The sequence below is a fragment of the Amycolatopsis acidicola genome, assembly GCF_007713735.2.
In the GTDB taxonomy this organism is placed as follows: Bacteria; Actinomycetota; Actinomycetes; order Mycobacteriales; family Pseudonocardiaceae; genus Amycolatopsis_E; species Amycolatopsis_E acidicola.
Window position 1 is genome coordinate 76,146 of record NZ_VMNW02000023.1, and the last position, 25,332, is coordinate 101,477.

Sequence of the window (25,332 nt, forward strand, 5' to 3'; positions counted from 1 at the left end):
GGCGGCTCCCCCGGATGCGACTCACAAGCAGCCCGTCCGGGGGAGGCACCGATGCCACGAGATGTTTCGCAGTCGTTGGTCAGCTCCGTTCTGCGCGCCGGGAAACAACTGCGCGACGCGCCCGACGACGCCGGCCGGGAATTCGCCGTCACGCGGCTCGAGGTCGCGGCCGAACGCAGCATCGCGCAATTCGACGGCACCGTCGTGCGGGGGTTCGCCGACGGGGCCGTGCCGGTGTCCACACTGGTCGCGGACGATTCCCGCGACCTGCTGCTGGCCGCGTTGCGGCAGATCCAGGTGGCGAACACCGTGCTGGCCGCCAGTACCGGGGACACCGTGCTGCTGGACCAGCAGCTGCGGGAATCGGAGTCGGCCCTTTCCGCGATCCGGCTGACCGAAAACTCAGCCGTGTTCGGTTTCGCGCCCGGTTCTTCTCCCACGGCCGCGGATTTCCGGAAATCGGTGGCCGAAGCGTATTCCGCTTTCGCCTGCCGCTCCGCGAAAGCGATCGCCACGTCGGTATCCGGAATGCGCGACCGCGGCCCCGGCGCGCTTCGCGACGCCTGGTCCTGGGCCAAGGAGAAACTCGAACTCGACAAGATCGGTGGCAGGCTGGTCAAACTCGGCCTGCGCGCGTTGCTGGGAGCGATCCGGTTGTTGTCGCACCTCGTGCCCGCCGTGCGGACCGACGCCCTGCGAGAGCGGGTGGAACGGCTGATCGCCGCTGTGGACGGTGGTTCCCCGGCCGCCGCGCTGGCCGGTGCGGCCATCGGCGCCGACGAGGCGGCACGCCGGTCGGACGAACTGCTGCGTGCCGCGGATCCGGCCGAGGACCGGCTCGGCAAGGGCGTCGCCGAGCTGGTCGCGCTCACCACGAAGCACGGCCGGTCGATGGAACTGTGCGACGGCATCGCCGTGGCGATCGGGATCGCCGCGAAGTTCTCGCCGACGGTGCCGCATCTGCCGGTGCTGGTGCTCGGCGCGCAGGTGCTGCTGATCGCGGCGGTCGTGGTGATCGGACGGGACTGCACCGGCGACGCCGGCGCGATAGTCGAGGGGGCGGTCGCATGACCACGCTGTTCACGGCGCAGGTCGACCAGGAGATCGCCGATCTGGAGCAGGTTTCGGAGACGCTGTCCTCGGTGGTGGCCGCGCACGGGCTCAGCCGTGAGGTGCTGGACCGGTTCGCGCTGCTGATCCGGCGGCAGCACGGGGAGCTCGAACGGATCAAGGACGCCCAGGACGGCTGGGCCGCCCTCGAGCGGCTGCGTCCGTCCATTGTGGAGATCGAGCGGGAGGCGCTTTCCTTCACCCAGGGCGTTTTGCTGCGCGAGAGCGGGCTCGACCACGGGATAGGGGAGATCGCGGAACGGCTGCTGGAACACCTCGTCCGGCAGACCGGGCTCGATCGCGGAGTCCTGTTCTCGCTGGCGGAAAACCAGTTCATCTCGCATACCGTCGGCATGGTGCGCGGCCGGTTCCCGGACGTCGGCGTGTGGAACCTGCCGGTGCTCGCGCACGAGCTGGGCCACCACGTCGCGCTCGTGCTGCGGCACAGCGATCCGCGATGGCCGCCCGGGGCCGTGCCGGTGCTCGACTACCTCGGCGAAGAGGCCGACACCGCCGACGACCCCGAACGCGAACTGGCTTACCTGCACGAGCTTTTCGCCGACGTGTACGCGACCTACGTCATGGGGCCCGCGTACCCGTACTGCTTCATGACGCTGGCCGCGCGGCCGGACAGGGTGGCGGCGCCCAGCCGCACCCATCCCTCGTGGGGCAGGCGGGTGTGGACGATCATGGCCGCGTTCAGCGCGCTGGGCGCCGGGCACGACACCGCGGCGGCCGGATATCGCGCGCTGGTGGGGGACATCCGCACGCTGGCGAACAAGGCGGCGGAGCCGCTGGAGCCGGAGGAACGGGTACTCGCCGCGAGCCAGGCCGCGGCGATGGTGGAGCTGCTCGCCGAGCATGCGCTGCCGCAGGCCCGCTACGCGATCCCGGGCCGGATAAGGGCCATCCCCATCGACGAAGAGCGGGCCGACCTTCCCGACCCGGCCACCACGATCGTCGACGTGGTCAACGCGGCGTGGCGCTGGCGGCGGCGAGACCGCGAGAACTGGGTGCTCGACCGCGCGAGCCGTCGCGCGCTGCGGCTGTGCACGAAGGCCAAGGAGTGAGCCGATGGCGATGCCCGAGATGGAGTCACCCGAGCCGCAGGAGCTGCTGGAGATGCGGCTGGTCGCGCTGTGCCAGGACATCGACAAGGTCAAGCAGGTCGCCGACGACGCGCGCCGCCGCCGGGCCAGTCTCGATCACCTGGACGAGCTGATCTGCCGGTACAGCAAGGACTCGGTCTGGGTGCAGCTGCAGGAGTCCAACACGCTCGTGGCCATGTTCGTCGACGTGATGGCCCGTGACCCGGCGCTGAAGGGGGCGCTGGACGACCACGGGCTGCTCGACCGGACGCTGGACATGGTGGGGCGCCTGGAAACCATCAAGGACCGGCTCGGCAAGGCGCGCGACGAGGTGGCCGCGATGGGCAAGTCCATGGTGGACATCAGCCAGGACACCGCGCTGACCATCAGCCTCACCGAACGCTGCCGCAAGCTGGGCAAAGAGGTCGAGACCCTGCTGACGCAGCTGCGCGACGGGGAGCCGCCGCGAGACGTGTGGGCCCGCTACGAACGCAAGCTCGAAAACGAGTGCCAGGACCTGTTCGCCGACTACGTCGACTTCCTCGGCGGCCTGACCCTGCGCGACCACGCCCTGGACGACGAGGTCTGCGACATCACCGACCGCCTGCTGTGGGAGATGCCCGGCCAGCTCAAGCGGTTGTCCCTGCCCGCGCGGAGGCCCACCTTGCACAGCGCGCTCAACGAGCTGGTCAAGCTCGGCTTCCCCGGCTGGACGATCTGGAACATCCCGCTCGTCGGCGCCGAGATCGGGGCCGCGCAGGCACGCAAACCGCTCGGCGACTGGGTACTGGACCAGGTGCCCGGCGAGCTGCCCGAACCGGTGTGCCGCGCGCTGTTCGCGGAGGCGTACGCGGCGTACACCGTGGGCCCGGCCTACGGATGCGCCGCGACGCTGCTCAAGTTTCAGCCCAACCACGACGAGCCCGGCGAGGCGACCCCGTCGGATCTCCAGCGCGCCGCCGTGATCGTGCGTGTGCTGCGGGAGGTTTCCGACGATCTGCCGGAGATCGGCCAGGTCGTCGACCGGATCGAGGAGTTCTGGCTGGAGGCGGTGTCCAAACTGGACAGTGATCTCACCGCGACCGGCCCGCTGGACGACTTTTCCGACGCGGTGGTCGGAGCGCTGCGCTCCTACGAGGTCGTCCCGTTCGGGCCGGACGACTGGGATCCGGTGGACCGGACGGTCGAACTGCTGCGCGAGAGCGACCGCCCGCACCGCGCGCCGACCGGCCTGAGCGCGCGGGTGCTGCTCAACGCCGCGTGGGTCACGCGGCTGGAGCGGCCCGGTTCGAAGGAGTGGGCGCACGACGTCACCAAGAACGTCAAGGCGCTCTGGAAGTCCATGGGAGGCAAGCGTGGTTGATCGCAAACCCGCGGTTCCGGAGCCCTACACCGCCCGGTGGTCGGCCGGCCCGATCACCCCGTCCCGGTCGCCGCTGCGCTCGACGCGCACGGCGGAGCTGCAAGAGCGCCTCGACCGGTTGCGGGCCACCTACCGCACCGGCCACACGGCGGAAACCGTGACCGCGGCCCGCGCGCTGATCAGCGACGTCGGCACCGATCTGCTGCCGCAGCAACCGGATTACCGGCACCGCTCGGCTATCGACGCGTCCGCGCGCACCATCCTCGCGCTGACGCTGGACGAGCAGGACCGGTTCGCCGACGCCGCTGCCCGCTTCGCCCGCGCCGGTGAGCTGGTGCGGCGGCGAGGGGATTTCGCCGGGGACTACGGCATCGCGCTCGCGTCCTCGGGGGAGGCCGCCGAGGGGCGGCGGATGCTGGAGACCGCGATCGAACTGGGTGAAGACGCCCCGGATGTGCGGCGCGCGCTGGCCGCTGTGCTGCGCACGTCCGGGGACCACGAAGCGGCGCTGCGCGCGTACGCCGCCGCCGTCGAGCGCGCGCCGCACGATTGGCGCGCGCAGGTGGAACGCGCCGAGCTGCTGTCCGAAATGGACAGTGATCCCGTGGAGACAGGCGCTGGCTGGCTCGCCGCGGCGAAGGCGCTGCTCGCCGCGGACCGCGTCGAAAGCGCGGCCGGTGCGGCGGCGCGGGTGCCCGGCTTGGCACCGGACCTCGCGCCGGAAGCCGAACTCGTCCGTGCCGAGGCGCTGATTTCCGCAGGCCGGACGGATGAGGCGCGCAGCAGGCTGAACGTCGCGGACGACACGGCGTGGACCAGGAACCAGCTGCTCGCGGCCGCGGAGATGCTCGTCGAGGTCGGCGCGCTCGACGACGCCGGGAAGGCCGTGGAATCCCTCCGGGCGACGGCACCGGACGACCCCGACGCGCTGGTGCTGCAGGCGCAGCTGCTGGTCAACCAGGGCAAGGCGGAGGACGCGCGGCCGCTCGTGGACCAGCTCACCACGGACGCCACGGACGACCCGCGCGCGTTTTTGTTGCAGGGCATGGTGGCGCTGGACACCGGCGACCCGGACACGGCCGTCGCCGCGCTCGAACACGCCGACGAGCTCAAGCCGGGGCATCCCGTGGTCCTCGCGCAGCTCGGCGTCGCGCTCGCGCAGTCCGGGCGGCTGGAGGCGGGCGTGCGGTTCCTGGACCGCTCGCTGGAGGCGAACCCGAACGACGTGCCGAACCTGCTGGCCCGCAGCCGGGCGCTGCTGGAACTGGGCCGCACGGCCGAAGCCGAGGCCGACGCCCGCGTGGCCGCGCGGTTCGATCCGGAGTCGGGGACGGCGCATTGGCTCGTGGGCGAACTCGCCGGGCGGACGGGCCGGACCGAGGAAGCGTTGCGGCACCTGGATCGCGCGGTCGGGCTCGACCCCACGCTCGGGCGCGCGTGGCGCGTCCGCGGCGATCACCTCACGAGGCTGGGGCGCCGGACCGAGGCGCGGGAGTCGTTCGAAGCGGCGTTGCGCCTCGACGACCGTAACGTGCCCGCGCTGACCGGCCTGGCCAACGTACTGCTCAACGCCGAGGAGGACGAAGCCCTGCCGCGGGCGGAGCAGGCGATCCGCCGGGCGCTGGAGCTGGACCCGGACCGGGCCGACGCGAACGCGATGCACGGCGAGATCCTGCGGCGGCAAGGGCATCGTGAGGAAGCGTTGGCAGCGCTGGAAAAAGCGCTGCGCCTGCTCCCGGGTTACGCCTACGCCGAGGGGGCAAGGGGAGAGGTGCTGATCAGCCTCGGCCGGCCCGAGGAAGGGATCGTCGCGCTGGCGCGCGCCGTGGAGCTGACGCCCGAGGTGGGCTGGCTGCGGATCCGGCTCGGCAAGGCGTATCTCGCGCGGTACCACGAAACCGGGGAGCGGATGCTGCTCGACGCGGCGCTCGACTGCCTCCGCCCGGCCACGGAGGATTCCACTGTGGACTCCTCGGTCTGGCGGCTGCTCGGCGAGGCCCACCTCCTGGCCGGCGACCCACTGGCGGCGGCCGACGCGCTGGATCGCGCGGACGGCGGGACCGAGGCGCATCTGCTCCGGGCTAGGGCCCGCCTGCAGCTGGACCGTCCTGCCGAAGCGGTCGACGACCTGCGCGAAGCCGGGGAGCGGGTCGAGGTACTCGCCTTGCGGGCCGAAGCCGAACGCGCGGACGGCCGCAGCGCGGACGCGCTCGCCGACGCGGCGAAGGTGCTCGACAAGGACCCGGCCAACGTGCTGGCGCTGACGGTCCGCGGTGCCCTCCGCGCGGAGCAGGGCGAGAAGGCCGAAGCCGAGGCCGATCTGCGGGCCGCGCTCGACCACGACCCGGTCAACCGGCGCGCCGCGTCCTTGTTGCGCAAGCTCTTGGAGCCGGACGAGGCGGTGGAGTTGCTGGCCTCGGTCATCGAGCGCGCGCCCGGTGACCTGGCCCTGCGTACCGAGTACGCCCGGGCATTGCTGGCGGCGGGCGATCATCGGGCGGCGCTGGCCGAGCTGGACGAACTGCTCTGGCGCTCGCCGGAAGAGCCCGAGATGTGGCGCCTGCTGGCGGAAGCGCTCTCGGCAGCCGGGCGCCATCACGAGGCCGTTTCGGCCTATCTGCGAGTGCGGGAGGCCGTGCCGTACGACATGTCGGTGCTGACGCGGCTGGCTTCCGAGCAGGCACGTTCCGGTGACTTCGAAGGCGGCCTCGCCACACTCGAAGAAGCCTCGGAAACACCGCTGGTGCTGACCTTGCGCGCCCATTTGCTGTCCGAAGTAGACAGATGGACGGAGGCTCGCGAGGCGGCCGAGCGGGCGGTCGAGCTGGACGGGCGGGACCTGCAGGCGAACCTTGTGCTGGGCTGGGTGGTACAGCACGGCCCGGCGAAGGATCGCTCTCGTGCCAAGGAAATCTACCGTCACGCGACCACCCTGGACGCCAAGAATCCGTGGGCGCACAAGGGATTGGCGAACGCGCTGTTCGAACTCGAGGAGACAGGCGACGCCGAACACGAGTACCACCGCGTGCTGGACCTGCTCCGCGGCGCGTCACCGGGAGATATGCACGCGTACGCGTTGCGTGGCTGGTGCCTCTACCGATTGGGGACCTACTGGGGAGCCGTCGACTGCCTGCAGCGCGCGGTGGACGATCCGGAACTGCGCCTCGGCGCCCTATTCGACCTCCTGCTGGCGCTGCTCGGCCTCGGTGAGGACGACGAGGCGCACCGGACGGGGCTGATGATCGCCACCGAGCTGCGGCGGGTGGACAAGGCGCGGGCCCGGAGCCTGCTCACCGTGGGCCTCGACAACCTGCGGGCCGCCGCCGCGCCCGAACTGCCCGCGGCGGCGCCCCACATCGAGGAGTTCGAACGGCTCTACCGCGAGTGCTCCTGACCGCCGAGCCAGCGCCGGTACACCGTCAGCACGTCCTCGGTGGTGAGCACGGGGCCGTCGGGGTCCTTGGCCGCGTCGTCCCAGCGCCGGACCCGGACGGCGTCCTCCCAGCGGGGGTGGCCGCGGAACTCCTCAGCCTCCACAGTGGACATCGGGCCGCCCTGCTTCTTCAGCGAGGCCACCGAAGCCGGGCTGAGCAGCGAGCCGTACCCGGCGTCGGTCGCGACGAGAAAGCGCTTCGCCGGCACGTGCTGGGCGATGATCCACGCCGCGGACTCGCTCAGGTGCTTGCGCGCGAACTCCGCGCCGGCCAGCTCGTGCGGCAGGCCCGGGTACTCCGTCCGCACGGACTCTGCACGGCCCACGTCGTGCAGCACGGCGGCGAGCAGCAGCTCGTCGTCGGCCTCCGCCTCGGCCGCGAACCAGCCCGCCTGCAGCGCGTGGGTGCGCTGGTCCACCGCTTCGCCGCCGTAAGGCAGCCCGGCGAGCCCGTCGACGAGCTCACCCAGTTCGGTCACGGTCAGTGTCACAATGCCTCCATACTGTGTCGTTGATTGCCAATCCGATCACAGCCACGGCGGAAACAGGTCGCTTCAACCGGATCGGCTGCGGACCGTATCCGCCTACTTTTGGATCGCATTGGCAATGGTTTCGGCCAGTTCTTCGGCCAGCTCGCGTGTCGCCGCGGCCACGCCCGACCACCGTTTCGACAGGTCCGGGTCGATCTCCAGCGGGCGCCCGTGCACGTCCAGCACCGCTCCGCCCGCGGCGGGGAGCATGACCATCGCCGCGGCCAGGTCCATGATCCGGTGGGTGTCCGAACCCGTGTCGGCGAAGGCGTCCGTGGAGCCCTCCGCCACGAGCGCGGCCTCGATGCAGCTGCTGGACAGGATCCGCACGCGCGCGGCCCGGCGTGCCACGGCGAGCCAGGCGTTCTCGTCGAACCCGTGCGGCCGCAGTACGGAAACCGCCGCGCCGTCCAGTTTCTCGCGGCCCGAGGTGCGATACGGCGTCGGCTGCCCGGCTATGGCGTGCCAGCAGCGGCCGGTGTCCAGCCAGCAGGTCAGGGCCTCCTTCGCGACCCCGTCCACGGCCACCACCCCGGCGAACGCCGAGAGCGGCACCCCGGCGGCGGCGTTGGCCGTGCCGTCCACCGGGTCCACGACCAGTGTCACCGAGGAGCCGTTGTCGATGCTGCCGAGCTCCTCGGACAGCAGGTTCACTTTGTTCTCGGTGACCGATTCGGCGACGGCGGTGTCGACGAGGATGTCCAGCCGCATGGTCGGTGTGCCGTCGGCGCCCATCTGTACCTTCTCCGCGAGCGCCGCGCGGTCGTGCGCCTTGCGCGCGTCGGCGAACGCGCGGACCGCCGCGCGGGTGGCGTGCGCCAGGACGGGATCGGTCTCTGCGGGGATCTGCGGTTCGGGCACCGGCCAGCCGATGTAGGTCATGCCCTCGATCCTGTCAGGACCGAGCGCACGACGGGCCATTGTGGCCCGGCCGCGATCAACGCGAGATCCGCCCGCCGCCCCGGCTCCAGCCGGCCCCGGTCGCCGAGCCCGGCGACCTCGGCCGGACCCGCGGTGACCAGCGAAATCGCCTTCGGCAGGCCGACGTCCGCGGCGAGCGTGAACGCCGCCGCGAGCAGGCCCGACGGCAGGTAGTCCGAGGCCAGCGCGGTGACCAGGCCCCGCGCGACGAGGTCACGCCCCGAGGCGTTGCCGTTGTGCGAACCGCCGCGCAGCACGTTCGGCGCGCCCATCACGACCGGCAGCCCTCGCTCGCGGGCGGCCTCGGCCGCGTCCAGCGTGGTCGGGAACTCGGCCACCGCGCCGCCTCGGGCGACGAGCTGGCCGATCTCCTCCGCCGAGCTGGGATCGTGGCCCAGCAACCGGATCTTCCCGGCCCGCGCCCGCTCGCCGAGGTACTCCATCGCGTCCTCGCGGACGTTCAGCCGCCCCTCGCGGTCGGCGATGAGCTTGTCGACGTGCTCGGCCGCCTCCGCCTCGGACATGCCGCGCGTGCCCCGCAGATAGCGCTCGTAGTAGGCGCGGTCGGCGTACTGGCCCTGGCCCGGCGTGTGGTCCTCGTGCGAGACCACCGCCGTTGAGTCCAGAGTGGACAGACGCTCCTTCAGTGCCCGCAGGCCTTCCGGGCAACGCACGTCGAGCCGGTACAGAATCCGGTGGTCGACCATCCCGTCCGCGCGGGAGTCGATCACCTCGCACAGCTGCAGCGCCCTGGCCACCGAGCGGTCGAGGCCGCGGCCGTAGCTCTCCTCGAACCCGGCACCGTGGAAGACCGTCGTGACCGCGGCCGCCCGCAGTTTGCCCTCGAAGGACAACAGCGCGAACTCGACCGGCAGTTCCGCGCCGGGCCGGGGCATCCGCTCCTTCTCCAGCCCATCGCTGTGCACGTCCACCAGCCCGGGGACGCACAACAGACCCTGACCGTCCACATCGGGTTCGGTGCCCGGGGTGTGCGGCTCGACGGCGGCGATCCGCCCGTCGCGGACCACCACCCGTGCGTCCTCGACGATCTCCCCGGTCAGCACCGCCCGCACGTGCCCGAGGACGTAGTCGGCCGGGGGAGTCCCGAGCGTCCAATGCTCGGCTCGCGACATCGTGGTCACGCTGCCTCCAGAATGTCAGCGGGCTTGCCCTCGGCGGCGATGAGCCCGTCGCGCATGAGCACGACCCGCGACGCGAGCCGGTGCATCGCCTCCAGGTCGTGGAACACCGCCAGCACGGCCACTCCTTGCGCGGTCAGCCCGGCCACCAGTTCCAGCGCGGACTCCCGGTTCGCCGGGTCCAGCGCGGAAACCGGCTCGTCGAGCAACAGCAGCTTCGGCGGCCGGACGGTGCCCGCCGCGAGGTTCACCCGCTGCCGTTCACCGCCGGAGAGCACCGAACAATCGATGTCCCACAACGCTTCGTCGAGGTTGAGCCGCTTGAGCGCGCCGGCCGCCGCGTCCCGCGCCTCGCTCCGGTCGAGGCCACGACGGCGGGCCGTCGCGGAGACCACGGCCATCGGCCCGCTGCGCGGCGGGGCCGCGAGAAACTGGGACACGTAACCGAATTCGCGGCCGCGGAGCCGGGCCATCGCCCGGTCGGCCAGCCCGGTCAGCTCGACGTCCTCGGCCCCGGCGCGCAGCCGGACCGAACCGGAGTCGGGCAGGTAGGTGCGGTTGACGCAGCGCAGCAACGAGGACTTGCCCGCCCCGCTGGGGCCTGCCAGCGCCACGTGTTCCCCGGCGTGCACGTCGAGGTCCACCCCGTGCAGCGAATGCACGGTGCGCCCGTCGATCGTGTGCAGGGTGAAGGACTTGCGCAGCTCGCGGACGGAAAGCACGGGCAGCACGGGGGTCACCTCCTGGCCGCGGCGACGAGCCGCTGGGTGTAGGGATGGTGCGGGTCGTGGAACAGCTGGTCGGTCAGCCCGCGCTCGACGACGCGCCCGAGCTGCATGACCAGCGTCCGGTCGGTGAGCGCGTCGATCACCGAGAAGTCGTGGCTGACCACCACGGCCGCGACGTCCCGCTCGGAGAGCAGGCCGCGCAGCAGGTCGAGCACCCCGGCGGCGACCGAGGCGTCCAGCCCGGTGGTCGGCTCGTCGAGCAGCACCACCGGCGGTTCGGTCGCGAGCGCCTTGGCGATCTGCACGCGCTGGCGCATCCCGCCGGAGAAGGTGCCCACGGCATCGTCCATTCGCGACAGGGGCACCTCGACGCGGTCGAGCAGTTCGGCCGCGCGGCGGCGGATGTCGTGGTAGCCGCGCCAGCCCGCCGCGGTGAGCCGTTCGGCGATGTTGCCGCCAGCGCTGACCCGCAGGTCGAGCCCGTCGGCGGGGTTCTGGTGCACCACGGCCATCCGGTCGATCCGCAGCTTGCGGCGCTCAGTGTCGTCCAGGCCGAGGATGTCGGTCTCGCCGCTGTCCACAGTGGCCAGTCGCACGCTGCCGGCGGTGGCGGGCTGGTCGCCGATCACGCAGGCCAGCACGGTGGATTTGCCCGAACCGGATTCGCCGATCACGCCGAGCGCCTCGCCGGGCGCGACGTCGAAGGACACGTCCCACGCCGCCACGATCGCGCCGGTGGCCGGGCTGACCGCGGTACCGGCTTCGGGCCCGGTGCCCGGCACCGCGTCCGCGCCGCCGGGGCCGTGCACCTTGCCGATGCCGTCCACGCGCAGCGCCCACTCCGGGCCACCGGTCACGCGCACGGGCTCGATGCGCGGAGTCGTGGAGGCGGAACCCTTGCGCCGCTGGGCATCCGGGAGGAACTGCAGGGGCGCGCGCTCGTGGTGAGCGTCGAGGTCGGCGTCCCCATCGAGGACCCGGTTGCACCATTCCGTGTCACTGCAGGCATAACCGCCATTGGGGCCCGCCTCGACGAGGAAGACGTCTTCACTGCCACAGCGTTTGCACTTCGCGCCGGGCGCGTGCTCCACCTCGAACGGCACGTCGTCGAACGTCAGCGGGCGGACGTCGGTGTGTGGCGGGACCGCGAAGATCCGTTTCTCCCGGCCCGCGCCGTAGAGGTTCAGGTGCTCGCACCGGTTCAGCCGGGGCACGTCCCAGCGCGGGACGGGCGTGGTGGCCATGACGTAGCGGCCGCCGACGAGCACCGGGTAGCCGGTGGTGCGGGTGATCATCCCGTTGCGCACGAGGTCCTCGTACAGGCTGACCCAGATCTTCGAGTAGTCGCCCTCGGCGTGCATCCGCGCGCATTCGATGACCGACTTCTCCACGCCCCGCAGGGGTTCCGGCACCGGAACCTGGTACACCAGCACCTTCCCGGCGGCCAGGTCCTCCTCGGGCACGCGGTGGCGGGTCTGCACCACGGTCGCCTCGCGGGTGTCGGCGGTCTGGTCCGCGCCCGTGGTCGAGGCGATCAGCCGGCGCAGGTTGGTGGCGTTGACCCCGGCGTCGTCGCCCTGGTCGATCACCTTCACGGTGTCCTGCTCGCCGAGCACGGCCAGGGTGACCTGCAGCCCGCCGGAGCCCCAGCCGCGGGCCACCGGCATTTCCCTGGAGCCGAACGGAACCTGGTAGCCGGGCACGCAGACCGCGGTCAGCGCGGCGCGCCGCACCTCGCGCTTGCCGCCTTCGTCGAGCAGCCCCGGCGGGGTGGCCTGGGTGTCGAGCTCGGCGATCAGATCGGTGGTGACGCTCATCGGCATTCCTTCCCGGCGGGCTCGGTGGGCCGGGGCGCGGGGCCCTCGCCCGCCGCCGCGGCGCGCATCGCCTGCTTCCGCTCGACCATGGAGCGGAAGGTGACGTAGTGGGGGAGTTTCAGGTGTTCCAGGAAGCCGCCGGAGTCCAGGCCGTCGGTGGTGAGCAGGAGCAGCTGCTCCAGCGGGCCCTGGCGGCCGAAGCGGCGGTTGGCGATGTCGAGGTTGGCCATCGCGATCGCCTTGCGCTCGTTGTGCCCGAAGCACAGGCCGTAGCCGACGTCGAAGCAGGTGCGGTCCTCGTCGGCGCCGTCGAGGTCTTCGATCGCCTCCGCCTCGGTGACCCGGAATTCGCCCACGGTGACGGGGTTTCCGGTGTGCGGGTGCGCCACGCGCAGCGGCAGCCTGCCGTGCCGGACCTCGCCCAGGGTGACCTCGTGGATGTCGCCGTCCGGCCCGAGGATCGAGCGGTACCAGAGCGCGACGAGCGCGCCGGTCTCCGCGCGGGCCATCGCCGCCAGCGCGGCCGAGCGGGGAGCCGGGGGACGGGCGGGTTTGCGGGTCAGGTCGAAGGGCTCGGGGTCCTCGCCGGTGCGGTGATCGACCACGAGGTCGAGCTCCCGCAACAGATCGAGGAAGCGGCGGGGGTGCTTCTGCTCGTCGGTGCGTGGTTTGGGCGCGCCGGGCTCATTGTCCGAAGAGGACGGTTGCCTGGCCGGCTTTTCCAGCAGCCGCCCGGTGTAGTCGGTGGTGCGGCCGAGCAGCTGCGGTCCGTAGGGCTCGCGGAACGCGGGCACGATACGGCGCATGATGAGCAGCTCATCCGGGTCGACCGGCTCGGCGACCGCGAGGCGCGGCAGCGTGGAGCGGTAGGCGCGCACCAGGTGCGAGGCCTCCAGCGGGTCACCCTCGGCCTGGCGTACGGCGGCGGCCGCGGTGGTTTCGTCGTACAGCCCGGCTTCGCCCATCACGCGGTCGACCACCAGCCGGAACCGGGCGATGATCTGCTCGTCCGCCGCCCACGCCACCGGGGCGTGATCGCGGGCGCGCCGCACCAGGTCTTCCGCGGCCAGGATGGCTTCCAGCCCGCCGCGGGCTCCCGAGTACCCCATTCAGCTCTCCTTCTCGATCTTGGTGGTGCGCGGGAGGCCGGTGATCTGGCCGTCCGGGCACACCAGCAGGAAGTCCACGCCCGCCGGGAAACCGGCCACCAGCGCGGCGCGGGCCGCAAGGAAGTCCTCGGGCAGTCCGCTGGGGGAGAGCACGGTCTCGCCCGGGATGCCCGGTCCGCTCAGCCACCACTTCGCCGGTCCACCGTCCACATCGGACACGGCGAGCGTTGCGAGCGCGCCGTCCTCCGGGGCGGGCGCGGCGCCGCGGTGCAGGCTCGCGACCTCTTCGCCGGTCACCGGGCGCAGCGCCGTCACGAGCCGGGCCTTGTCCAGTGTGTAGCTCGGGGCCGAGGTGGCGGAGAAAACCGTGTCCGCCCAGTCGGTTCCGGCCTCGAGCACGCAGACGCCGGTGCCGAGATCGGCGAGCGCGAGCGTGGGGAGTACGGCGGGCGGCACCTTGTGCGCGGGCAGCTGGAACGTTTCGCCGGGCCGGGACAGCGCCTCCAGCACGGCGCGGAACGTCAGCTGAGAGTCGGCCGGATGCAGGGTGATCACGTCAGCTCCTCGAATTCCACGACGGTCGGGGCCAGCTCGGCCCACTCCCGCTCCTCACGTTCGGCCTTGCGCCGCGCGACCCGCAGGCACAGTTCGTCCACTTCGGACGCTTTCGGCCTGCCACCGGCGACCTCCGCGTCGAGCACCGCGGCGGCCAGCGCGGCGGCCCGGTCGTCGCCGAGGCGCATCGCCCAGCCGCGGTGACCGCCCACCTCCACCTCGGCGCGGCAGGCCAGCACGTCACCGAGCAGGAACCGTTCCCTCGCAACGGGTTCCCGCACCTGCGTGGAGACGGTGCCGACCTCCGGCGCCAGCACCACCGTCACCGGCGCCCCATCGGCGAGACAGGCGTCCGCCAGCTCCCGCAACTCCTCCGGTTCGGCCACGGCCAGCAGACCGCAGCGTTCCTCCCTGCCCATACTCACGCGTTCTCCTCGGGATAGACCGTGTCCGAAAGTTCGACCACGACGCGTACCGCGTCCGCGCGGGTCCAGGCGCTGCTCGCCATCAGCACCTGCCCCGTGCCCTCGTCCCGGCTGACGCTGTCCACCAGCCACACCGGCACGCTCGCTTCCACGCCCAGCCCCCGCAGCACCTCGGGCGGCGGGATGTCCACGCTGGCCCGGCACCACGCGCGGACCGGGCTGACCCGGCCCATCTGGCGCAGCACCAGGTCGATCGACTCGACGCTGTGCAGCGCCAGGTCCAGGTCCGGGGCCACCTCGACCGGGATCCACTCCTCGATCCAGGTGGCCAGCAGGTCGTCGATGTAGCAGGTCCGGATCACCCGGTGCATCGGGGTTCCGGCCGCGCGGTCGAGGTGCGCGGCCCGGCCGGCGGGCAGCGGGACCCGCTCCACCGACTTGATGTGCGAACGCGGCGTCGCGCCCGCGGCCTCCACCGTGGTGTGCCAGGACGGCGGCCTGCTGTGCGAGATCACGTAGTCGATCCGCCGGTTCACGAACGTGCCCGCGCCCTGCACCCGCCGCACCAGCAGCCGGCGCTCCAGCTCCTGCAGCGCCGCCCTCGCGGCGGCCCGGCCCACGCCGAACCGGGCCGCCAGCTCGGGCTCACTCGCCACCCTGGTCCCGGGACGGCAGCCGTCGATCTCCACGGCCAGTTTGTCGGCGATTTCGAGATACCTCGTCGAGGTCATGTCCCCGACGATGCTCGCCCGGCTTGTCCGGACAACTGCGCCGCGGCCAACCGCGGCACGCCCGAAGGTGAATTCCCCGGACAGTTGTTCCGCGTTTCACCGCACGACCCGCCGCAGCCACACGGCCAGCAGCTCCACCAGCAGCACGGTCGCGAACACCAGGATCAGGATGGTGGTGACCATCCCGAACTCGAGGATCCGCGACGCGCTGAGCAGGTCGAACCCGATCCCGCCCGCGCCGACGATGCCCAGCAGCGTCGCCGAGCGGATGTTGGTGTCGAACTGGTAGAGCACGTGCGCGACGAACGCCGGGGCCGCCTGGGGGAGTGTCGCGGAGGTGAACACCTGGAGCCGCGTCGCGCCGGTCGCGCGCAATGCCTGTTCCACCTCCGGATCGACCTCCTCCAGCGAATCGGCCACCAGCTTGCCCAGCAGCCCCACCGCGCCGACGGCGAGCGCGAACGTGCCCGCCACCGGGCCGAGTCCGGTGATCACCACGAACACGATCGCCAGCACCAGCTCCGGGATCCCGCGTACGCCCACGACGACCATGCGGAACGCCCGCGCCACCCATGGCAGCGGGGCGACGTTGCGGGCGGCCAGCGCGCCGATCGGCAGGGCGAACAACGCGCCCAGCACGGTCGCCGCCAGCGCGATCTTCACCGTCTCCCCGAGATCGGCCAGCAGCTGCCCGAACATCCCGCCGGTGTCCGGCGGCCAGAACAGCCCGAGGTTGTGCCCGATGTCGCCGAGCCCGCCGAAGAACCGCACGGGGGAAAGATCCGCGCCCCACAGGGAAAACACCACCGCCAGCACGGTCGCCCCGGTGTAGCACGTGCGCCGCACGCGCGCGAAAGTCCATTGTGGAGCGATGCGCGCGCCGCGCTGGGCCGGGACGCGCACCGTCGTCCGCCCACCGCGCAGCAACGCCCGGCGGATCGCCCCGGAGCCCAGCTCGACCAGCACGCACAGGATCAGCACGACGAGCGCGAGCGCCATCCCGCGCCGGTAGTCCAGCCGCTGGAAGGAGTTCGCGATCTCGTAGCCGAGCCCGTCGACGCCGACGAACCCCAGCACCACCGAGATCCGCAGGTTGATGTCGAGCCGGTGCAGGGCGGTGGCGATGAACGACGGCAGCACCTGCGGCAGCACCCCGGCGACCAGCTCCTGCCCGCGCGCGGCGCCACCGGCGCGGACGGCGGAGCGGACCCCTTCGTCGATCTGCTCCACCGCGTCGGCGTAGAGCTTGCCCACCATCCCGACCGAATGCAGGCCCATCGCGAGCACGCCGGTCATCGCGCCGAGGCCGAAGATCCGGAAGAACACGATCGCCAGCACGACGTCCGGGATCGCCCTGGCCAGCACGATCACCGCGCGCGCGGACAGCCGCGCGCCGCGGCCGGGCGTGGTGGTGGCGGCAGCCAGGATCGCCAGCGGGACGGACAACAGCACCGACAGCAGCGTGGCCGAGATGACGATCGCCATCGTCTGCCCCGCCAGCCCGAGCAGTTCGCCCAGTGGCGGGAAGTCCAGCGGGAACATCCGCCGCGCGAACTTCGTGGCGTTCGAAAAACTGTCCGCGACCGTGGCGACGTTGATCTTCAGATCGGCGAGCGCCCAGCACCCCGTGGCCAGCAGGCCGAGGATCACCAGTGTCGCGCCGGTGCCGGACCGGGTCGGGCGGGCGAGGGTGCCCGCGGTCATCCGACCGCCGCCGGGAGTGCCATCGCGGCCCCGCCGACCTCGGCGTAGAGCGACATCGCGCGCTCGCGGTCCAGCGCGGCCACCGGGGTGTCGAGCACCGGACGGCCGGCGCGCAGGCCGATCACCCGGTCGCCCCAGCCGAGCGCGAGGTCCACCTGGTGCAGGCTGCACAGCACGGTCAGGTTCCGCTCCGTGCCGATCTCGCGGATCAGCCGCATCACCTGCGCCGAGGACTCCGGGTCGAGCGACGCGACGGGCTCGTCGGCGAGCAGGATTTCCGGGCGTTGCATCAGGGCCCGCGCCACCGCGACCCGCTGCTGCTGCCCGCCGGAAAGCGTGTCGGCGCGCTGCAGGGAACGCTCCGCCATGCCCACTCGCTCGAGCTGTTCCAGTGCTTCGTGCCGCAGTGCCTTCGGGTAGCTGATCAGGCCCAGCCGCGGCCCGCGCAGCCTGCCGAGCGCGCCCGCGCACACGTTCTCCAGCACCGTCAGGCTGCCCACGAGGTGGAACTGCTGGAACACGAAGCCGATCCGGCGGCGCAGCCGGCGCAACTCGCCGCTGCCCGCCCGGCCGACGTCGGTGCCGAGCACCCGGACCGTGCCCGAGGTGGGCCGGTGCAGGCCGTCCACGTGCCGCAGCAGCGTGGACTTCCCGGACCCGGACAGCCCCAGCAGCACCACGACCTCGCCCGGTTCGACGGTGAACGAGACCTCGTCGAGCGCGAGCGTGCCGAAGTCCTTGGTGACCCGGTCGAAGCGGACCGCCTCGCTCACGCGGCCGTGCACTGCTTGTCCTTGGTGGTTTCGCAGACCTTGCGGACACCGTCGTAGAACTTGTCGTCCACTCCCGCGTAGCCCCAGTCGCCCGCGTCGTCGGCGGCCTTGCAGGTGCCGGAGCAGAACCCGTTGGCGTTGAGGTAGTCCACGTTGGCCTTGGCCCGGAAGGCTTCGGTGATCTTGTTCCTGAGGTCCTCCGACAGGCTGTCGGAGATCGCGACCGGCGAGCCCGCGATGATGTCCGACTTCCACACGGTGGTCAGCTGGCCCGGCTTGAGCTGCCCCTTCTGGATCAGCGCGCTGTCCACGATGGAGTCGTAGGCGAACCCGGCGTCGCACTGTCCACTCGCGACAGCCAGCGCGGACGCGTCGTGAGCTCCGGCCATCACGGGGGTGACGTCGGTTTCGGGGTTGACCCCGGCGTCGAGCAGGCCCGCCTTCGGGTACAGGTAGCCGGAGGTGGAGTTCGGGTCGACGAAGCACACCTTCTTGCCCTTGAACCCGGCGAGGTCCTTGATCGGCGAGCCCGCCGGGACGATGCCGTAGGACTGGTAGCCCGGCTGCGCGCCCTTCGTCTTCACCTGCGCCGCGATCGGGGTGGCCTCGACGCCGCTGTTGCGGGCGAGCACGTAGGACAGCGGGCCGTACTGCGCGATCTGCACCTTGCCGCTGCGCTGCGCCTCGATCACCGCGGCGTAGTCGGTGGCGTTCTGGAACTCGACCTTCTTGCCGGTTTCCTTCTCCAGCATCGAGATCAGGGGCTGGTACGCCGACTGCATGGTCTGGGCGTTTTCCGAGGGGACGGCGGCGAAAACGAGAGTGCCGGGGTCGCCGGCCTGCGCGTCGCCGGCGGCGCTCGAGCCGCAGGCGGTCAGGACCAGGGCGGCTGTCGCCAGGACACCGGCCGCGACGGGGTGACGGAACATTCGTCGTCTCCTTCGGGGGATAAGGGATGCGCCCCGAGCGTCGTTGCGGCCGGTGCCCCCGCGAAGAAGTCCCGGTTACCGGGAACCGAACACGAACAGTCGCTTGTGCCGACCTGACCGGACCACTGGCTGCTCAGCCGAAGTCGGCGGCGTGGTCCGCGGCCCACTCCGCGAAGCCGCGGGCGGGCGTGCCGGTCACCTCCTCGACGGTGGCCGTCGTGGGGTCGGGCTTGCCGGTCAGCGCGGCGAGCCTCCGGATCCTCGTCTCCAGCAGCTCCGCGGGCAAGTGGGCCAGCTCCCGCCGGTACTCCGCCAGATCCTGCCGCTCCACGGACACCGGACGGCCGATCGCTTCGCCGATCAGCTCCGCCTGGCGCCGCGCGGTGAGTGACTCCGGGCCAGTGAGCGCGTACGCGGCGTTCGCATGCCCCGGTTCGGTCAGCGCGTGGCGGGCCACGGCGGCGAGGTCCGCTTCGTGGATCAACGCCGACTGCGAATCCGGGAACGGCTCGCGCACCGCGCGCCCCGCCCGCACGTCCGCCGCCCACCACAGCCGGTTCGTCGCGAATCCGCCCGGGCGCAGGAAAGTCCACGGGATTCCCGATTCCCGCACCGCGGCCTCGGCCTCCCCGTGCACCCGCATGATCGCGTCCGCGGCCGCCGGGTCGGCGCCGCGCGCGGACAACAGCACGACCTGCTCCACCCCGGCCTCGCGCGCCGCGTCCAGGAACGGCTTCAAACCGCCCAGTTCCGCGTACAGGAAGACCGCGCGAATCCCTTGCACCGCACCGAAAGTTTCGGGCCGCGCGAGATCGAGTTCGACCACGTCGCCCTCCGGCACGCGCCCGCCGACGCGCACCTCGTGCCCCGCTTCGAGGAGCTGCCCTGCCACTGCCCGGGAGATGCCGCCGCGGGCGCCGGTAACCAGAATCGTCATGCCCCCACTCTGTCCGGACGCCGCGATCCCGGGGTAGGACCGGCGATCCCACCCCGCGCGAGGTGGGATCATGGGGGAGTGGACAAGGTGGAACTGAGCGGTTTCCTGCGCGACCGCCGCGCGCGCCTGACGCCCGCCGAAGCGGGGTTGGAGCTTGGTGGCCGCCGCCAGACGCCGGGGTTGCGCCGCGAGGAAGTCGCCCTGCTGGCGGGGATTTCGGTGGACTACTACGTCCGGCTGGAGCAGGGTCGCGGGCCCCGGCCGTCCGAACAGGTCCTGCTCGCGCTCGCCCGCGCGCTGCGCCTCACCACCGACGAGCGCGAATTCCTGCTGCGGCTCGGCCGCGCGCAGGTGTTCGGCGAGCAGCAGGTCCCGCCGAACGTGCTGCGGCTGCTCGGCAGGCTCGGCGACGTCCCGGCGATGGTGATCGACGGCCGCTACGACCTGGTGGCCTGGAACAGGATGCTCATCGCGCTGATCGGCGACCCCGCGAAAATGCCGCCACGCCGGCGGAACCGGCTGCGCTGGCTGTTCGACCCCGCCAACCCCGCGGCGAACGGGGAACTGGCCCGCCAGTGCGTCGCCGACGTACGGGCGAGCGGGCGTTATCCCGGTGACCCCGGAGTGCGCGCGCTCGTCGACGAACTGCTCGCCGAACGGCCCGCTTTCGCCGCCCTGTGGGCGAAACGCGAGATCGAGGTCCGCCGGACGATCACCAAACGGACCGTGCACCCGGTGGCCGGGGAACTGGAGCTGGACTGCGAGATCCTCGCCGTCCCCGGCCACGAACACCGCCTGCTGCTTTACACCACCCGGACCCCCGAAGCGCTGTGGCTACTGTCCACAGTGGAGGTTCACTGAAGAAGACCGGTGTTCCACGCCGTCACCGAAAGCTGCCCGGTGGTGCCGAGATCGATGAAGTCGACCGGCACCGTGCGCGCCCGCTCCCCGGCCACCGCGACCGTCACCGCGGCGCCGGTCTGCTTCTCGCCTTCGCTCACGGTCGAGGACCACGAGAACACCGACAGCAACGGTTTCCCGGGCTCCAGCGAGAAACTCCGCGGGCCGGGGTCCCGCGCCATGTACGAGTTCCCGTGGTCGATCCGCACATCGAGCTGTTCGCCCGCGCCGTTGAGCACGGTCACGTCCGGATAGCCGCTGACCTGTTTCGCGCCCGTGCCACAGTTTCGCAGCGTGACCACGAAAGCCCGGTGCCCGAGCGCCGCGTCGACAGGGCCCGCGGAGTAGCTCAGCCCGTTCTCGTCGCATTGCCCCGGTGCCGGTGCCGGTGTCGCCGAGACGCTGGACGGCGAATCGGGCACCGTCGTGGTGATCAGCGGACCTTGGTCGACGTGCTGCCCGCACGCCGTCAGGGACGCCAGCAGCGAAGCCGCGATCGCCGCTATGACCGGGATTCTCACCGGCTGAGCCTACTGGCGTCCCCGCGACGTCACGGCACCAGGATCGCCCGCCCGCGGATCCGCCCGGCACCCAGATCGTCGAGCGCTTCCTGGAAACCGTCCAGCGGGTAACGGGCGGTGTGCAGGCGCACCCGGCCCTGCGCGGCCAGCGCCATCAGCTCGCACAGGTCGTTGTACGAGCCGACGAGGTTGCCGATGAAGTTGATCTCCGCGGAGATCACGTCGATGGTCGGTACGTCGATGTTCTCGCCGTACCCGACCACGTGGTAGTCCCCGGCGCGGCGCAGCATCGCCACCCCGTCGCGGGTCGCCCCGCCCTCGCCGACGAAGTCCAGCACCGTTTCCGCGCCCTCGCCGCCGGTCAGCTCCAGCACCTGCCCGACGTGCGTGCCGTCGGCGACGATCCCGTGGTCCGCGCCGATGGACACGGCGAGCTTGACCGCGTCCGGGTTCCGGTCCACCACCACGATCTCCGCCGCGCTGATCGCCTTGAGCACCTGGATCCCGATGTGCCCCAGCCCGCCCGCGCCGATCACCACGCACCGGTCACCCGGGCGAAGGCGGCGGGACGCCTTCGCCGCGGCGTGGTAAGCGGTGAGGCCCGCGTCGGCCAGCGCGGCGACGTCCGCGGGCTCCAGCGAGTCGTCGATCTTCACGACGCTGCGCGCGGAAGTCCTGAGATACTCGGCATAACCACCCGCCGTGTCGATCCCGGGGAACCGCGACTGTGCACAGTGGACATCGTCGCCGGAGCGACAGGCCCGGCACAGCCCGCAGGTGATCAGCGGGTGCAGGATCACCTTGTCGCCCTCGGCCACGTTGGTCACCGCGCTGCCGACGGCGTGCACCCAGCCCGCGTTCTCGTGGCCGATCGTGTAAGGCAGCGTGACGCCCGACTTCTCCGCCCACTGCCCTTCGAGGATGTGGAGGTCGGTGCGGCACACCCCGGCGCCGCCGATCTTCACGATCACGTCGTGCGGGCCGGCGACCTCGGGCTCCGGCACCTCGGTCAGCCGGAGGTTTTCGTGGTACCCGACCACCTGGACAGCCTTCATGACACCTTCTCTTCCTGGCCGTACCGGGTGCGCAGCAGGCCCCGGCAGAAATGGGCGTTGCCCTCGACGGAGATCCGCACCGACCGCGCGAACCGCAGCCGCAACGGGATTTCCTCGTCGGGGTAAGGGGTTCCGTGCTCGTCGACCAGCACGGGCGCCGACGGTTCGACGCTCAGCCCGAGCGCCTCACGCCGCCGTAGCAACGCTTCGGTCGCCGGGCTCGCGGGGAGGTCGCCGAGCCTGGTTCCGGGCAGGTCCTCCGCGGCGACGCGTGCCCGCATCAGCGCCCGTTCCATCGCGGCCTCGTGCGCCTTGCGGCGGAAGATCTGCCGCAGCTCGTCGAGGCTTTCCTCCGCCTCGGGGCCGAAAGTGCCCCGGTAGCCCGCGTCGGCGGCGAGCCCGCGGTTGATCATCTCGGAGTCGTGGTGGTCGTCGAGCTCGATCAGCACGCTTCGCACCCCGGGCACCGCGGACAGCGCGTCCTTGGCGTCGGAGGCCATCAGGTAGGCGAAGTTGGGCGAGCAGAACGAAGTCGGCAGTCGCAAGTGGACGGTCACGTCCCCGTCGCGCTCCTCGAGGGAGCGCACGAAACCGAGATCGGTGATCGGCTCGTCCAGCTCCGGGTCGACGACCGTGTCCAGCGCGCGGCGCAGGGCTTCCACGTCACACCACCGCCGGTTCCGCCAGCCCGAGCCCGGCGGGCACCTCGATGCCGTACATCGAGGCGGCGTTGAGGCCGAGGATCTTTTTCTTCTGCGCCACGGTGAGCGGGGCGTACTCGGTCATGTCCCCGGGGATCTGGAAGTCCACGAAACGTTCGATCAGCCAGCGCGGGGTCCACAGCGCGTAGTCGCTGGAGAACTGGATCCGGTCCTCGTCGAGCCAGTACAGCAGCTCGCCGATGATCTGCGCGAAATAGCGCGGCCTGGTGTGGATGAACGGGATCGCGACGGCGAGCCCGGCGTGCACGTTCGGCTCCTGGGTGGCGATCCAGCAGAAGTCCTCCAGCCGGGGTAGCCCGCAGTGCTCGACCACGAAGTTCAGCCCGGTGAAGTCGGTGGCGGCCGCGTCCACGTCGGCCACGTCGAAGGCGTCGCGGTCCAGCGGCCGGATCGTCGGGCCCTTGTGCACGTGGATGTTGCGGATGCCCAGCTCTTCGCAGGTCTCCAGATAGCGGTAGGTCCACGGGTCGCTGAGCTTGTAGCCGCGCGAGTCGCCGCGCCATTCGGCGGTGTAGAGCTTGACGCCCTTGAGCCCGAAGCGTTCCGCGTCGCGGCGGAGCTGGTCGAGCCCGGCCTGCTCCATCCGGGGGTCGAAGAAGTGGTTGTAGGTGAGTTTGCCCGGGTGTTGCCGGGTGAGCGCCCAGGCCTGCTCGGTCTGGCCGAACCCGTTGTTGTAGAAGGCGCCGAGGTGCGCGGGCTGGAAGATCGCATGGTCCACGTAGCCGTCGGTGAAGAGGTCCTTCATCAGGCGTTCGCCGCCCTGGTACAGGTACTCCTCGTACGGCCACACCTCGGACTCCGGGCTGAGGTTGCGGTGGTAGTCGTAGAAGCAGTCGATGAACTGCTTCCCGTGGATGTTGCGCTGGTTCTCCGGCCGGGCGTCCCACAGCGCGACGTGGGCGTCCACGATGAAGTAGCTTTCGCCGTCCCTGGTGTACATGGGGCTCGACGTTAGGGACGTTCCGGCTGGTCAGGGACCCGTTCGCTGTCCCATTTCGAGACAGCCCCCGGTGTCTCAAAGTGAGACACGCACGCTGGGAACCGCGGCCGGTGAACGGTTACCCTGACGCGGGACGGCGCAGTGACGCGTCTTCGGGAGGTCGAAATGGAGAACCGGACCGCCGCGATCGCGCCCCGGCTGCGGGCCTCCTGGCAGCGCAGCGCGCGGTACGGGGTGGCGCTCGACGAGGTGCAGCCGGTGTTCACCGGTTCGCTCGACACGGAGTCGTTGTTCTACCAGTGCGGCAACGAGGTGCTCGACGGGCTGCGGACGACGCTGGTCAACGAGCCGGTCAGCCTGATGATCACCGACGCCGACGGGCTCGTGCTGAGCAGGCTGTGCGACGACGGCTCGATCAACCGGTCACTGGATCGTGTGCACCTGGCCCCCGGTTTCTCCTACGCGGAGCGTGACGCCGGGACGAACGGGCTCGGCCTGGCGCTCGCCGACAGGGCGCCGTCGCTGGTCCGCGCCGATGAGCACTACTGCACCGAGCTCCGCGGCTACACGTGCGCGGCGGCGCCGGTCCTGGACCCGCTGACGGGGGAGCTGGCGGGGAGCGTCAACCTCACGACCTGGTCGCACTCCTCCTCCGGTCTGCTGCTCGCGCTCGCGCAGGCGGCGGCCGGGAACACGGCGGCGCTGATGCTCTCGCGCGCCGGGGGACGGCGGATGCGCCCGGCACCGCGAGGCGAGGTTTTCCACGTCTACGCCGACAATCGGGACGAAGCGGGCCGGTGCCCTTCATCGCTGTGGCAGAACGCCCTGACCGACGCCCGCGAAGCGATGCGCGCCGGGCGCGTGATCGCGGTGGTGGGGGAGCCCGGCGCGGGCAAGACAGCGCTGGCGTCGATAGCGCGTCACGAGCTCGGGCGTGAGCGCGTGCTGAGCGCGCGCCCGCCGGCGCCGGACGACATCGACGCGTGGCTGGCGTTGTGGACGCCCGAACTGAGCAAGGACCACACGTGCGTCGTGGTCGGCGGGGCGGACACGCTGCCCGCCTGGGCGGCGGAGGAACTGGCAGGCGTATTCGCCGACGCGCGGCGGACGGGCCCGCAGCCGTTCGTGCTGACCGCGGAGGACTTCGCCCGCATCCCGCGCGCGCTGTCGTCGTTGGTGGACGCCGTGGTCGAGGTCCCGGCGCTGCGGTTCCGGCCGGAGGACATCCTGCCGCTGGCCCGGCATCTCGGCAGCCGGGACCGGGGCCGCGAGATCGGCTTCACGCCGGCCGCCGCGCGGGCGCTGAGTTCGTATCACTGGCCCGAGAATGTCAAGCAGCTCAAGCGAATCGTGCGCGAGGCCGTGCGGCGGGCCGACGTGGTGGACGCCCGGCACCTGCCCGCCGAGGTGTTCAGCGGCGGCGGGCACCGGCTCAGCCGCCTCCAGGCCCTCGAACGCGACGAGATAGTGCGCTGCCTGACCGAACCCGGCGCGACGGTCGTCCGCGCCGCCGCGAAACTCGGCATGGGGCGCGCGACGCTTTACCGGAAGATGGCGCAGTACGACATCAAGGTGCCTCGCTAGGGTTTGTGGCCGGTTGCGGTTGGTCGGTTGGCCGCGTCGGCGTGTTGGCTGCTCCCGTTGGCGTGTTGGCCGTTTGCGCTGGCGTGTTGGCTGCTCCCGCGCGTGTGTTGGCCGCTCCCGTGCGCGTGTTGGCTCGGCTGGGTGTTTCGCGAGGGGTGGGGGAGCAACGGACGCGCGCTGGGCGCGCTGTGTGACACCCCTCCACCGCCCCGATCTGTGAGTGTTCGCGATCTTGCCGCCGCGTCAAGGCGGGAAAGATGCCTTGACCCAGCGTCAAGATCGCAAGAGCGGGCTGGGGATCGGGGCGGTGGAGGGGTG

23 protein-coding genes are annotated in these 25,332 nt (G+C 71.6%); 6 read left to right on the forward strand and 17 right to left on the reverse strand.

The window, feature by feature from the left end:
• The first annotated feature begins 51 nt into the window (after positions 1 to 51).
• The 4 genes from FPZ12_RS18070 to FPZ12_RS18085 are packed head-to-tail and all read left to right on the forward strand — an operon-like array spanning position 52 to position 6,955.
• Complete coding sequence (locus FPZ12_RS18070) at positions 52 to 1,071, forward strand: hypothetical protein (protein ID WP_144751112.1); 1,020 nt, start codon at positions 52 to 54, stop codon at positions 1,069 to 1,071.
• On the forward strand, positions 1,068 to 2,180 hold the full coding sequence (locus FPZ12_RS18075) for a hypothetical protein (RefSeq protein WP_144751114.1): 1,113 nt from the start codon (positions 1,068 to 1,070) through the stop codon (positions 2,178 to 2,180). Before FPZ12_RS18070 ends, FPZ12_RS18075 begins: the two co-directional genes overlap by 4 nt.
• Before the next feature lie 4 nt (positions 2,181 to 2,184).
• Complete coding sequence (locus FPZ12_RS18080; protein WP_144751116.1) at positions 2,185 to 3,561, forward strand: hypothetical protein; 1,377 nt, start codon at positions 2,185 to 2,187, stop codon at positions 3,559 to 3,561.
• Positions 3,554 to 6,955 (forward strand): tetratricopeptide repeat protein, encoded by a 3,402-nt coding sequence (locus FPZ12_RS18085; RefSeq protein WP_144751118.1) that lies wholly within the window; start codon positions 3,554 to 3,556, stop codon positions 6,953 to 6,955. The genes FPZ12_RS18080 and FPZ12_RS18085 overlap by 8 nt, the downstream gene beginning before the upstream one ends.
• On the opposite strand, the gene FPZ12_RS18090 is transcribed toward FPZ12_RS18085, so the two are convergent.
• From FPZ12_RS18090 to FPZ12_RS18150, 13 genes are all read right to left on the reverse strand, one after another.
• Complete coding sequence (locus FPZ12_RS18090) at positions 6,937 to 7,485, reverse strand: HD domain-containing protein (RefSeq protein WP_144751120.1); 549 nt, start codon at positions 7,483 to 7,485, stop codon at positions 6,937 to 6,939. The two genes, FPZ12_RS18085 and FPZ12_RS18090, sit on opposite strands and share 19 nt — an antisense overlap.
• A 93-nt stretch (positions 7,486 to 7,578) precedes the next feature.
• Entirely contained in the window at positions 7,579 to 8,406 is an 828-nt protein-coding gene (locus tag FPZ12_RS18095) for an inositol monophosphatase family protein (RefSeq protein ID WP_243769901.1), read from the reverse strand.
• A complete protein-coding gene (locus FPZ12_RS18100; RefSeq protein ID WP_144751153.1) occupies positions 8,403 to 9,578 on the reverse strand; it encodes an alpha-D-ribose 1-methylphosphonate 5-triphosphate diphosphatase in 1,176 nt (391 codons plus the stop codon). The genes FPZ12_RS18095 and FPZ12_RS18100 overlap by 4 nt, the downstream gene beginning before the upstream one ends.
• 5 nt (positions 9,579 to 9,583) lie before the next feature.
• Positions 9,584 to 10,324, reverse strand: coding sequence for an ATP-binding cassette domain-containing protein (locus FPZ12_RS18105; RefSeq protein WP_243769902.1), 741 nt, complete (start codon positions 10,322 to 10,324; stop codon positions 9,584 to 9,586).
• Positions 10,321 to 12,129 carry an alpha-D-ribose 1-methylphosphonate 5-phosphate C-P-lyase PhnJ gene (locus FPZ12_RS18110; protein ID WP_144751124.1) on the reverse strand — a complete coding sequence of 603 codons (1,809 nt, stop codon included), beginning with the start codon at positions 12,127 to 12,129 and terminating at the stop codon, positions 10,321 to 10,323. Before FPZ12_RS18110 ends, FPZ12_RS18105 begins: the two co-directional genes overlap by 4 nt.
• Positions 12,126 to 13,238 (reverse strand): carbon-phosphorus lyase complex subunit PhnI, encoded by a 1,113-nt coding sequence (locus FPZ12_RS18115; protein WP_144751126.1) that lies wholly within the window; start codon positions 13,236 to 13,238, stop codon positions 12,126 to 12,128. The genes FPZ12_RS18110 and FPZ12_RS18115 overlap by 4 nt, the downstream gene beginning before the upstream one ends.
• The gene (gene phnH / locus FPZ12_RS18120) at positions 13,239 to 13,793 is read right to left on the reverse strand and encodes a phosphonate C-P lyase system protein PhnH (RefSeq protein WP_166462805.1); all 555 of its coding nucleotides are present in this window, start codon (positions 13,791 to 13,793) and stop codon (positions 13,239 to 13,241) included.
• Positions 13,790 to 14,212 (reverse strand): phosphonate C-P lyase system protein PhnG, encoded by a 423-nt coding sequence (locus tag FPZ12_RS18125; protein WP_144751156.1) that lies wholly within the window; start codon positions 14,210 to 14,212, stop codon positions 13,790 to 13,792. Before FPZ12_RS18125 ends, phnH begins: the two co-directional genes overlap by 4 nt.
• Positions 14,213 to 14,214: 2 nt before the next feature.
• Positions 14,215 to 14,949, reverse strand: a complete 735-nt coding sequence (locus FPZ12_RS18130; protein WP_144751130.1) for a GntR family transcriptional regulator — start codon at positions 14,947 to 14,949, stop codon at positions 14,215 to 14,217.
• 96 nt (positions 14,950 to 15,045) lie between these two features.
• A complete protein-coding gene (gene phnE / locus FPZ12_RS18135) occupies positions 15,046 to 16,653 on the reverse strand; it encodes a phosphonate ABC transporter, permease protein PhnE (RefSeq protein ID WP_144751132.1) in 1,608 nt (535 codons plus the stop codon).
• The gene (gene phnC, locus FPZ12_RS18140) at positions 16,650 to 17,426 is read right to left on the reverse strand and encodes a phosphonate ABC transporter ATP-binding protein (protein ID WP_144751135.1); all 777 of its coding nucleotides are present in this window, start codon (positions 17,424 to 17,426) and stop codon (positions 16,650 to 16,652) included. The genes phnE and phnC overlap by 4 nt, the downstream gene beginning before the upstream one ends.
• The gene (locus FPZ12_RS18145; RefSeq protein WP_144751137.1) at positions 17,423 to 18,355 is read right to left on the reverse strand and encodes a phosphate/phosphite/phosphonate ABC transporter substrate-binding protein; all 933 of its coding nucleotides are present in this window, start codon (positions 18,353 to 18,355) and stop codon (positions 17,423 to 17,425) included. The genes phnC and FPZ12_RS18145 overlap by 4 nt, the downstream gene beginning before the upstream one ends.
• A gap of 133 nt (positions 18,356 to 18,488) precedes the next feature.
• The gene (locus FPZ12_RS18150) at positions 18,489 to 19,292 is read right to left on the reverse strand and encodes an NAD(P)H-binding protein (RefSeq protein WP_144751139.1); all 804 of its coding nucleotides are present in this window, start codon (positions 19,290 to 19,292) and stop codon (positions 18,489 to 18,491) included.
• A 78-nt stretch (positions 19,293 to 19,370) separates the two neighbouring features.
• On the opposite strand from FPZ12_RS18150, the gene FPZ12_RS18155 reads away from it, so the two are divergent.
• Positions 19,371 to 20,153 (forward strand): helix-turn-helix transcriptional regulator, encoded by a 783-nt coding sequence (locus tag FPZ12_RS18155; protein WP_144751141.1) that lies wholly within the window; start codon positions 19,371 to 19,373, stop codon positions 20,151 to 20,153.
• Here FPZ12_RS18155 and FPZ12_RS18160 read toward each other — a convergent pair.
• From FPZ12_RS18160 to FPZ12_RS18175, 4 genes are read right to left on the reverse strand one after another with little or no spacing between them, the layout of a single operon-like run.
• Entirely contained in the window at positions 20,147 to 20,713 is a 567-nt protein-coding gene (locus FPZ12_RS18160) for a DUF4232 domain-containing protein (RefSeq protein ID WP_243769903.1), read from the reverse strand. The genes FPZ12_RS18155 and FPZ12_RS18160 overlap by 7 nt on opposite strands.
• A 29-nt stretch (positions 20,714 to 20,742) precedes the next feature.
• A complete protein-coding gene (locus FPZ12_RS18165; RefSeq protein WP_144751143.1) occupies positions 20,743 to 21,768 on the reverse strand; it encodes an NAD(P)-dependent alcohol dehydrogenase in 1,026 nt (341 codons plus the stop codon).
• The gene (locus FPZ12_RS18170; RefSeq protein ID WP_144751145.1) at positions 21,765 to 22,430 is read right to left on the reverse strand and encodes an iron-sulfur cluster assembly protein; all 666 of its coding nucleotides are present in this window, start codon (positions 22,428 to 22,430) and stop codon (positions 21,765 to 21,767) included. The genes FPZ12_RS18165 and FPZ12_RS18170 overlap by 4 nt, the downstream gene beginning before the upstream one ends.
• Position 22,431: 1 nt before the next feature.
• Positions 22,432 to 23,430: an amidohydrolase family protein gene (locus tag FPZ12_RS18175; protein ID WP_144751147.1), complete on the reverse strand. Its 999-nt coding sequence runs from the start codon at positions 23,428 to 23,430 to the stop codon at positions 22,432 to 22,434.
• 165 nt (positions 23,431 to 23,595) lie between these two features.
• Here FPZ12_RS18175 and FPZ12_RS18180 point away from each other — a divergent pair, with 165 nt between their 5' ends.
• Positions 23,596 to 25,014 carry an AAA-type ATPase lid domain-containing protein gene (locus FPZ12_RS18180; protein WP_144751149.1) on the forward strand — a complete coding sequence of 473 codons (1,419 nt, stop codon included), beginning with the start codon at positions 23,596 to 23,598 and terminating at the stop codon, positions 25,012 to 25,014.
• Positions 25,015 to 25,332 lie beyond the last annotated feature (318 nt).

What these genes read in the sequence shown, in the direction of transcription:
- FPZ12_RS18130 (WP_144751130.1), bottom strand. Translation starts at nt 14,949, where the DNA reads ATGACCTCGACGAGGTATCTCGAAATCGCCGACAAACTGGCCGTGGAG.
- FPZ12_RS18075 (WP_144751114.1), top strand. Translation starts at nt 1,068, where the DNA reads ATGACCACGCTGTTCACGGCGCAGGTCGACCAGGAGATCGCCGATCTG.
- FPZ12_RS18070 (WP_144751112.1), top strand. Translation starts at nt 52, where the DNA reads ATGCCACGAGATGTTTCGCAGTCGTTGGTCAGCTCCGTTCTGCGCGCC.
- FPZ12_RS18100 (WP_144751153.1), bottom strand. Translation starts at nt 9,578, where the DNA reads ATGTCGCGAGCCGAGCATTGGACGCTCGGGACTCCCCCGGCCGACTAC.
- FPZ12_RS18115 (WP_144751126.1), bottom strand. Translation starts at nt 13,238, where the DNA reads ATGGGGTACTCGGGAGCCCGCGGCGGGCTGGAAGCCATCCTGGCCGCG.
- FPZ12_RS18150 (WP_144751139.1), bottom strand. Translation starts at nt 19,292, where the DNA reads ATGACGATTCTGGTTACCGGCGCCCGCGGCGGCATCTCCCGGGCAGTG.
- FPZ12_RS18145 (WP_144751137.1), bottom strand. Translation starts at nt 18,355, where the DNA reads ATGTTCCGTCACCCCGTCGCGGCCGGTGTCCTGGCGACAGCCGCCCTG.
- phnE (WP_144751132.1), bottom strand. Translation starts at nt 16,653, where the DNA reads ATGACCGCGGGCACCCTCGCCCGCCCGACCCGGTCCGGCACCGGCGCG.
- FPZ12_RS18110 (WP_144751124.1), bottom strand. Translation starts at nt 12,129, where the DNA reads ATGAGCGTCACCACCGATCTGATCGCCGAGCTCGACACCCAGGCCACC.
- FPZ12_RS18165 (WP_144751143.1), bottom strand. Translation starts at nt 21,768, where the DNA reads ATGAAGGCTGTCCAGGTGGTCGGGTACCACGAAAACCTCCGGCTGACC.
- FPZ12_RS18180 (WP_144751149.1), top strand. Translation starts at nt 23,596, where the DNA reads ATGGAGAACCGGACCGCCGCGATCGCGCCCCGGCTGCGGGCCTCCTGG.
- FPZ12_RS18125 (WP_144751156.1), bottom strand. Translation starts at nt 14,212, where the DNA reads ATGGGCAGGGAGGAACGCTGCGGTCTGCTGGCCGTGGCCGAACCGGAG.
- FPZ12_RS18175 (WP_144751147.1), bottom strand. Translation starts at nt 23,430, where the DNA reads ATGTACACCAGGGACGGCGAAAGCTACTTCATCGTGGACGCCCACGTC.
- FPZ12_RS18095 (WP_243769901.1), bottom strand. Translation starts at nt 8,406, where the DNA reads ATGACCTACATCGGCTGGCCGGTGCCCGAACCGCAGATCCCCGCAGAG.
- FPZ12_RS18080 (WP_144751116.1), top strand. Translation starts at nt 2,185, where the DNA reads ATGGCGATGCCCGAGATGGAGTCACCCGAGCCGCAGGAGCTGCTGGAG.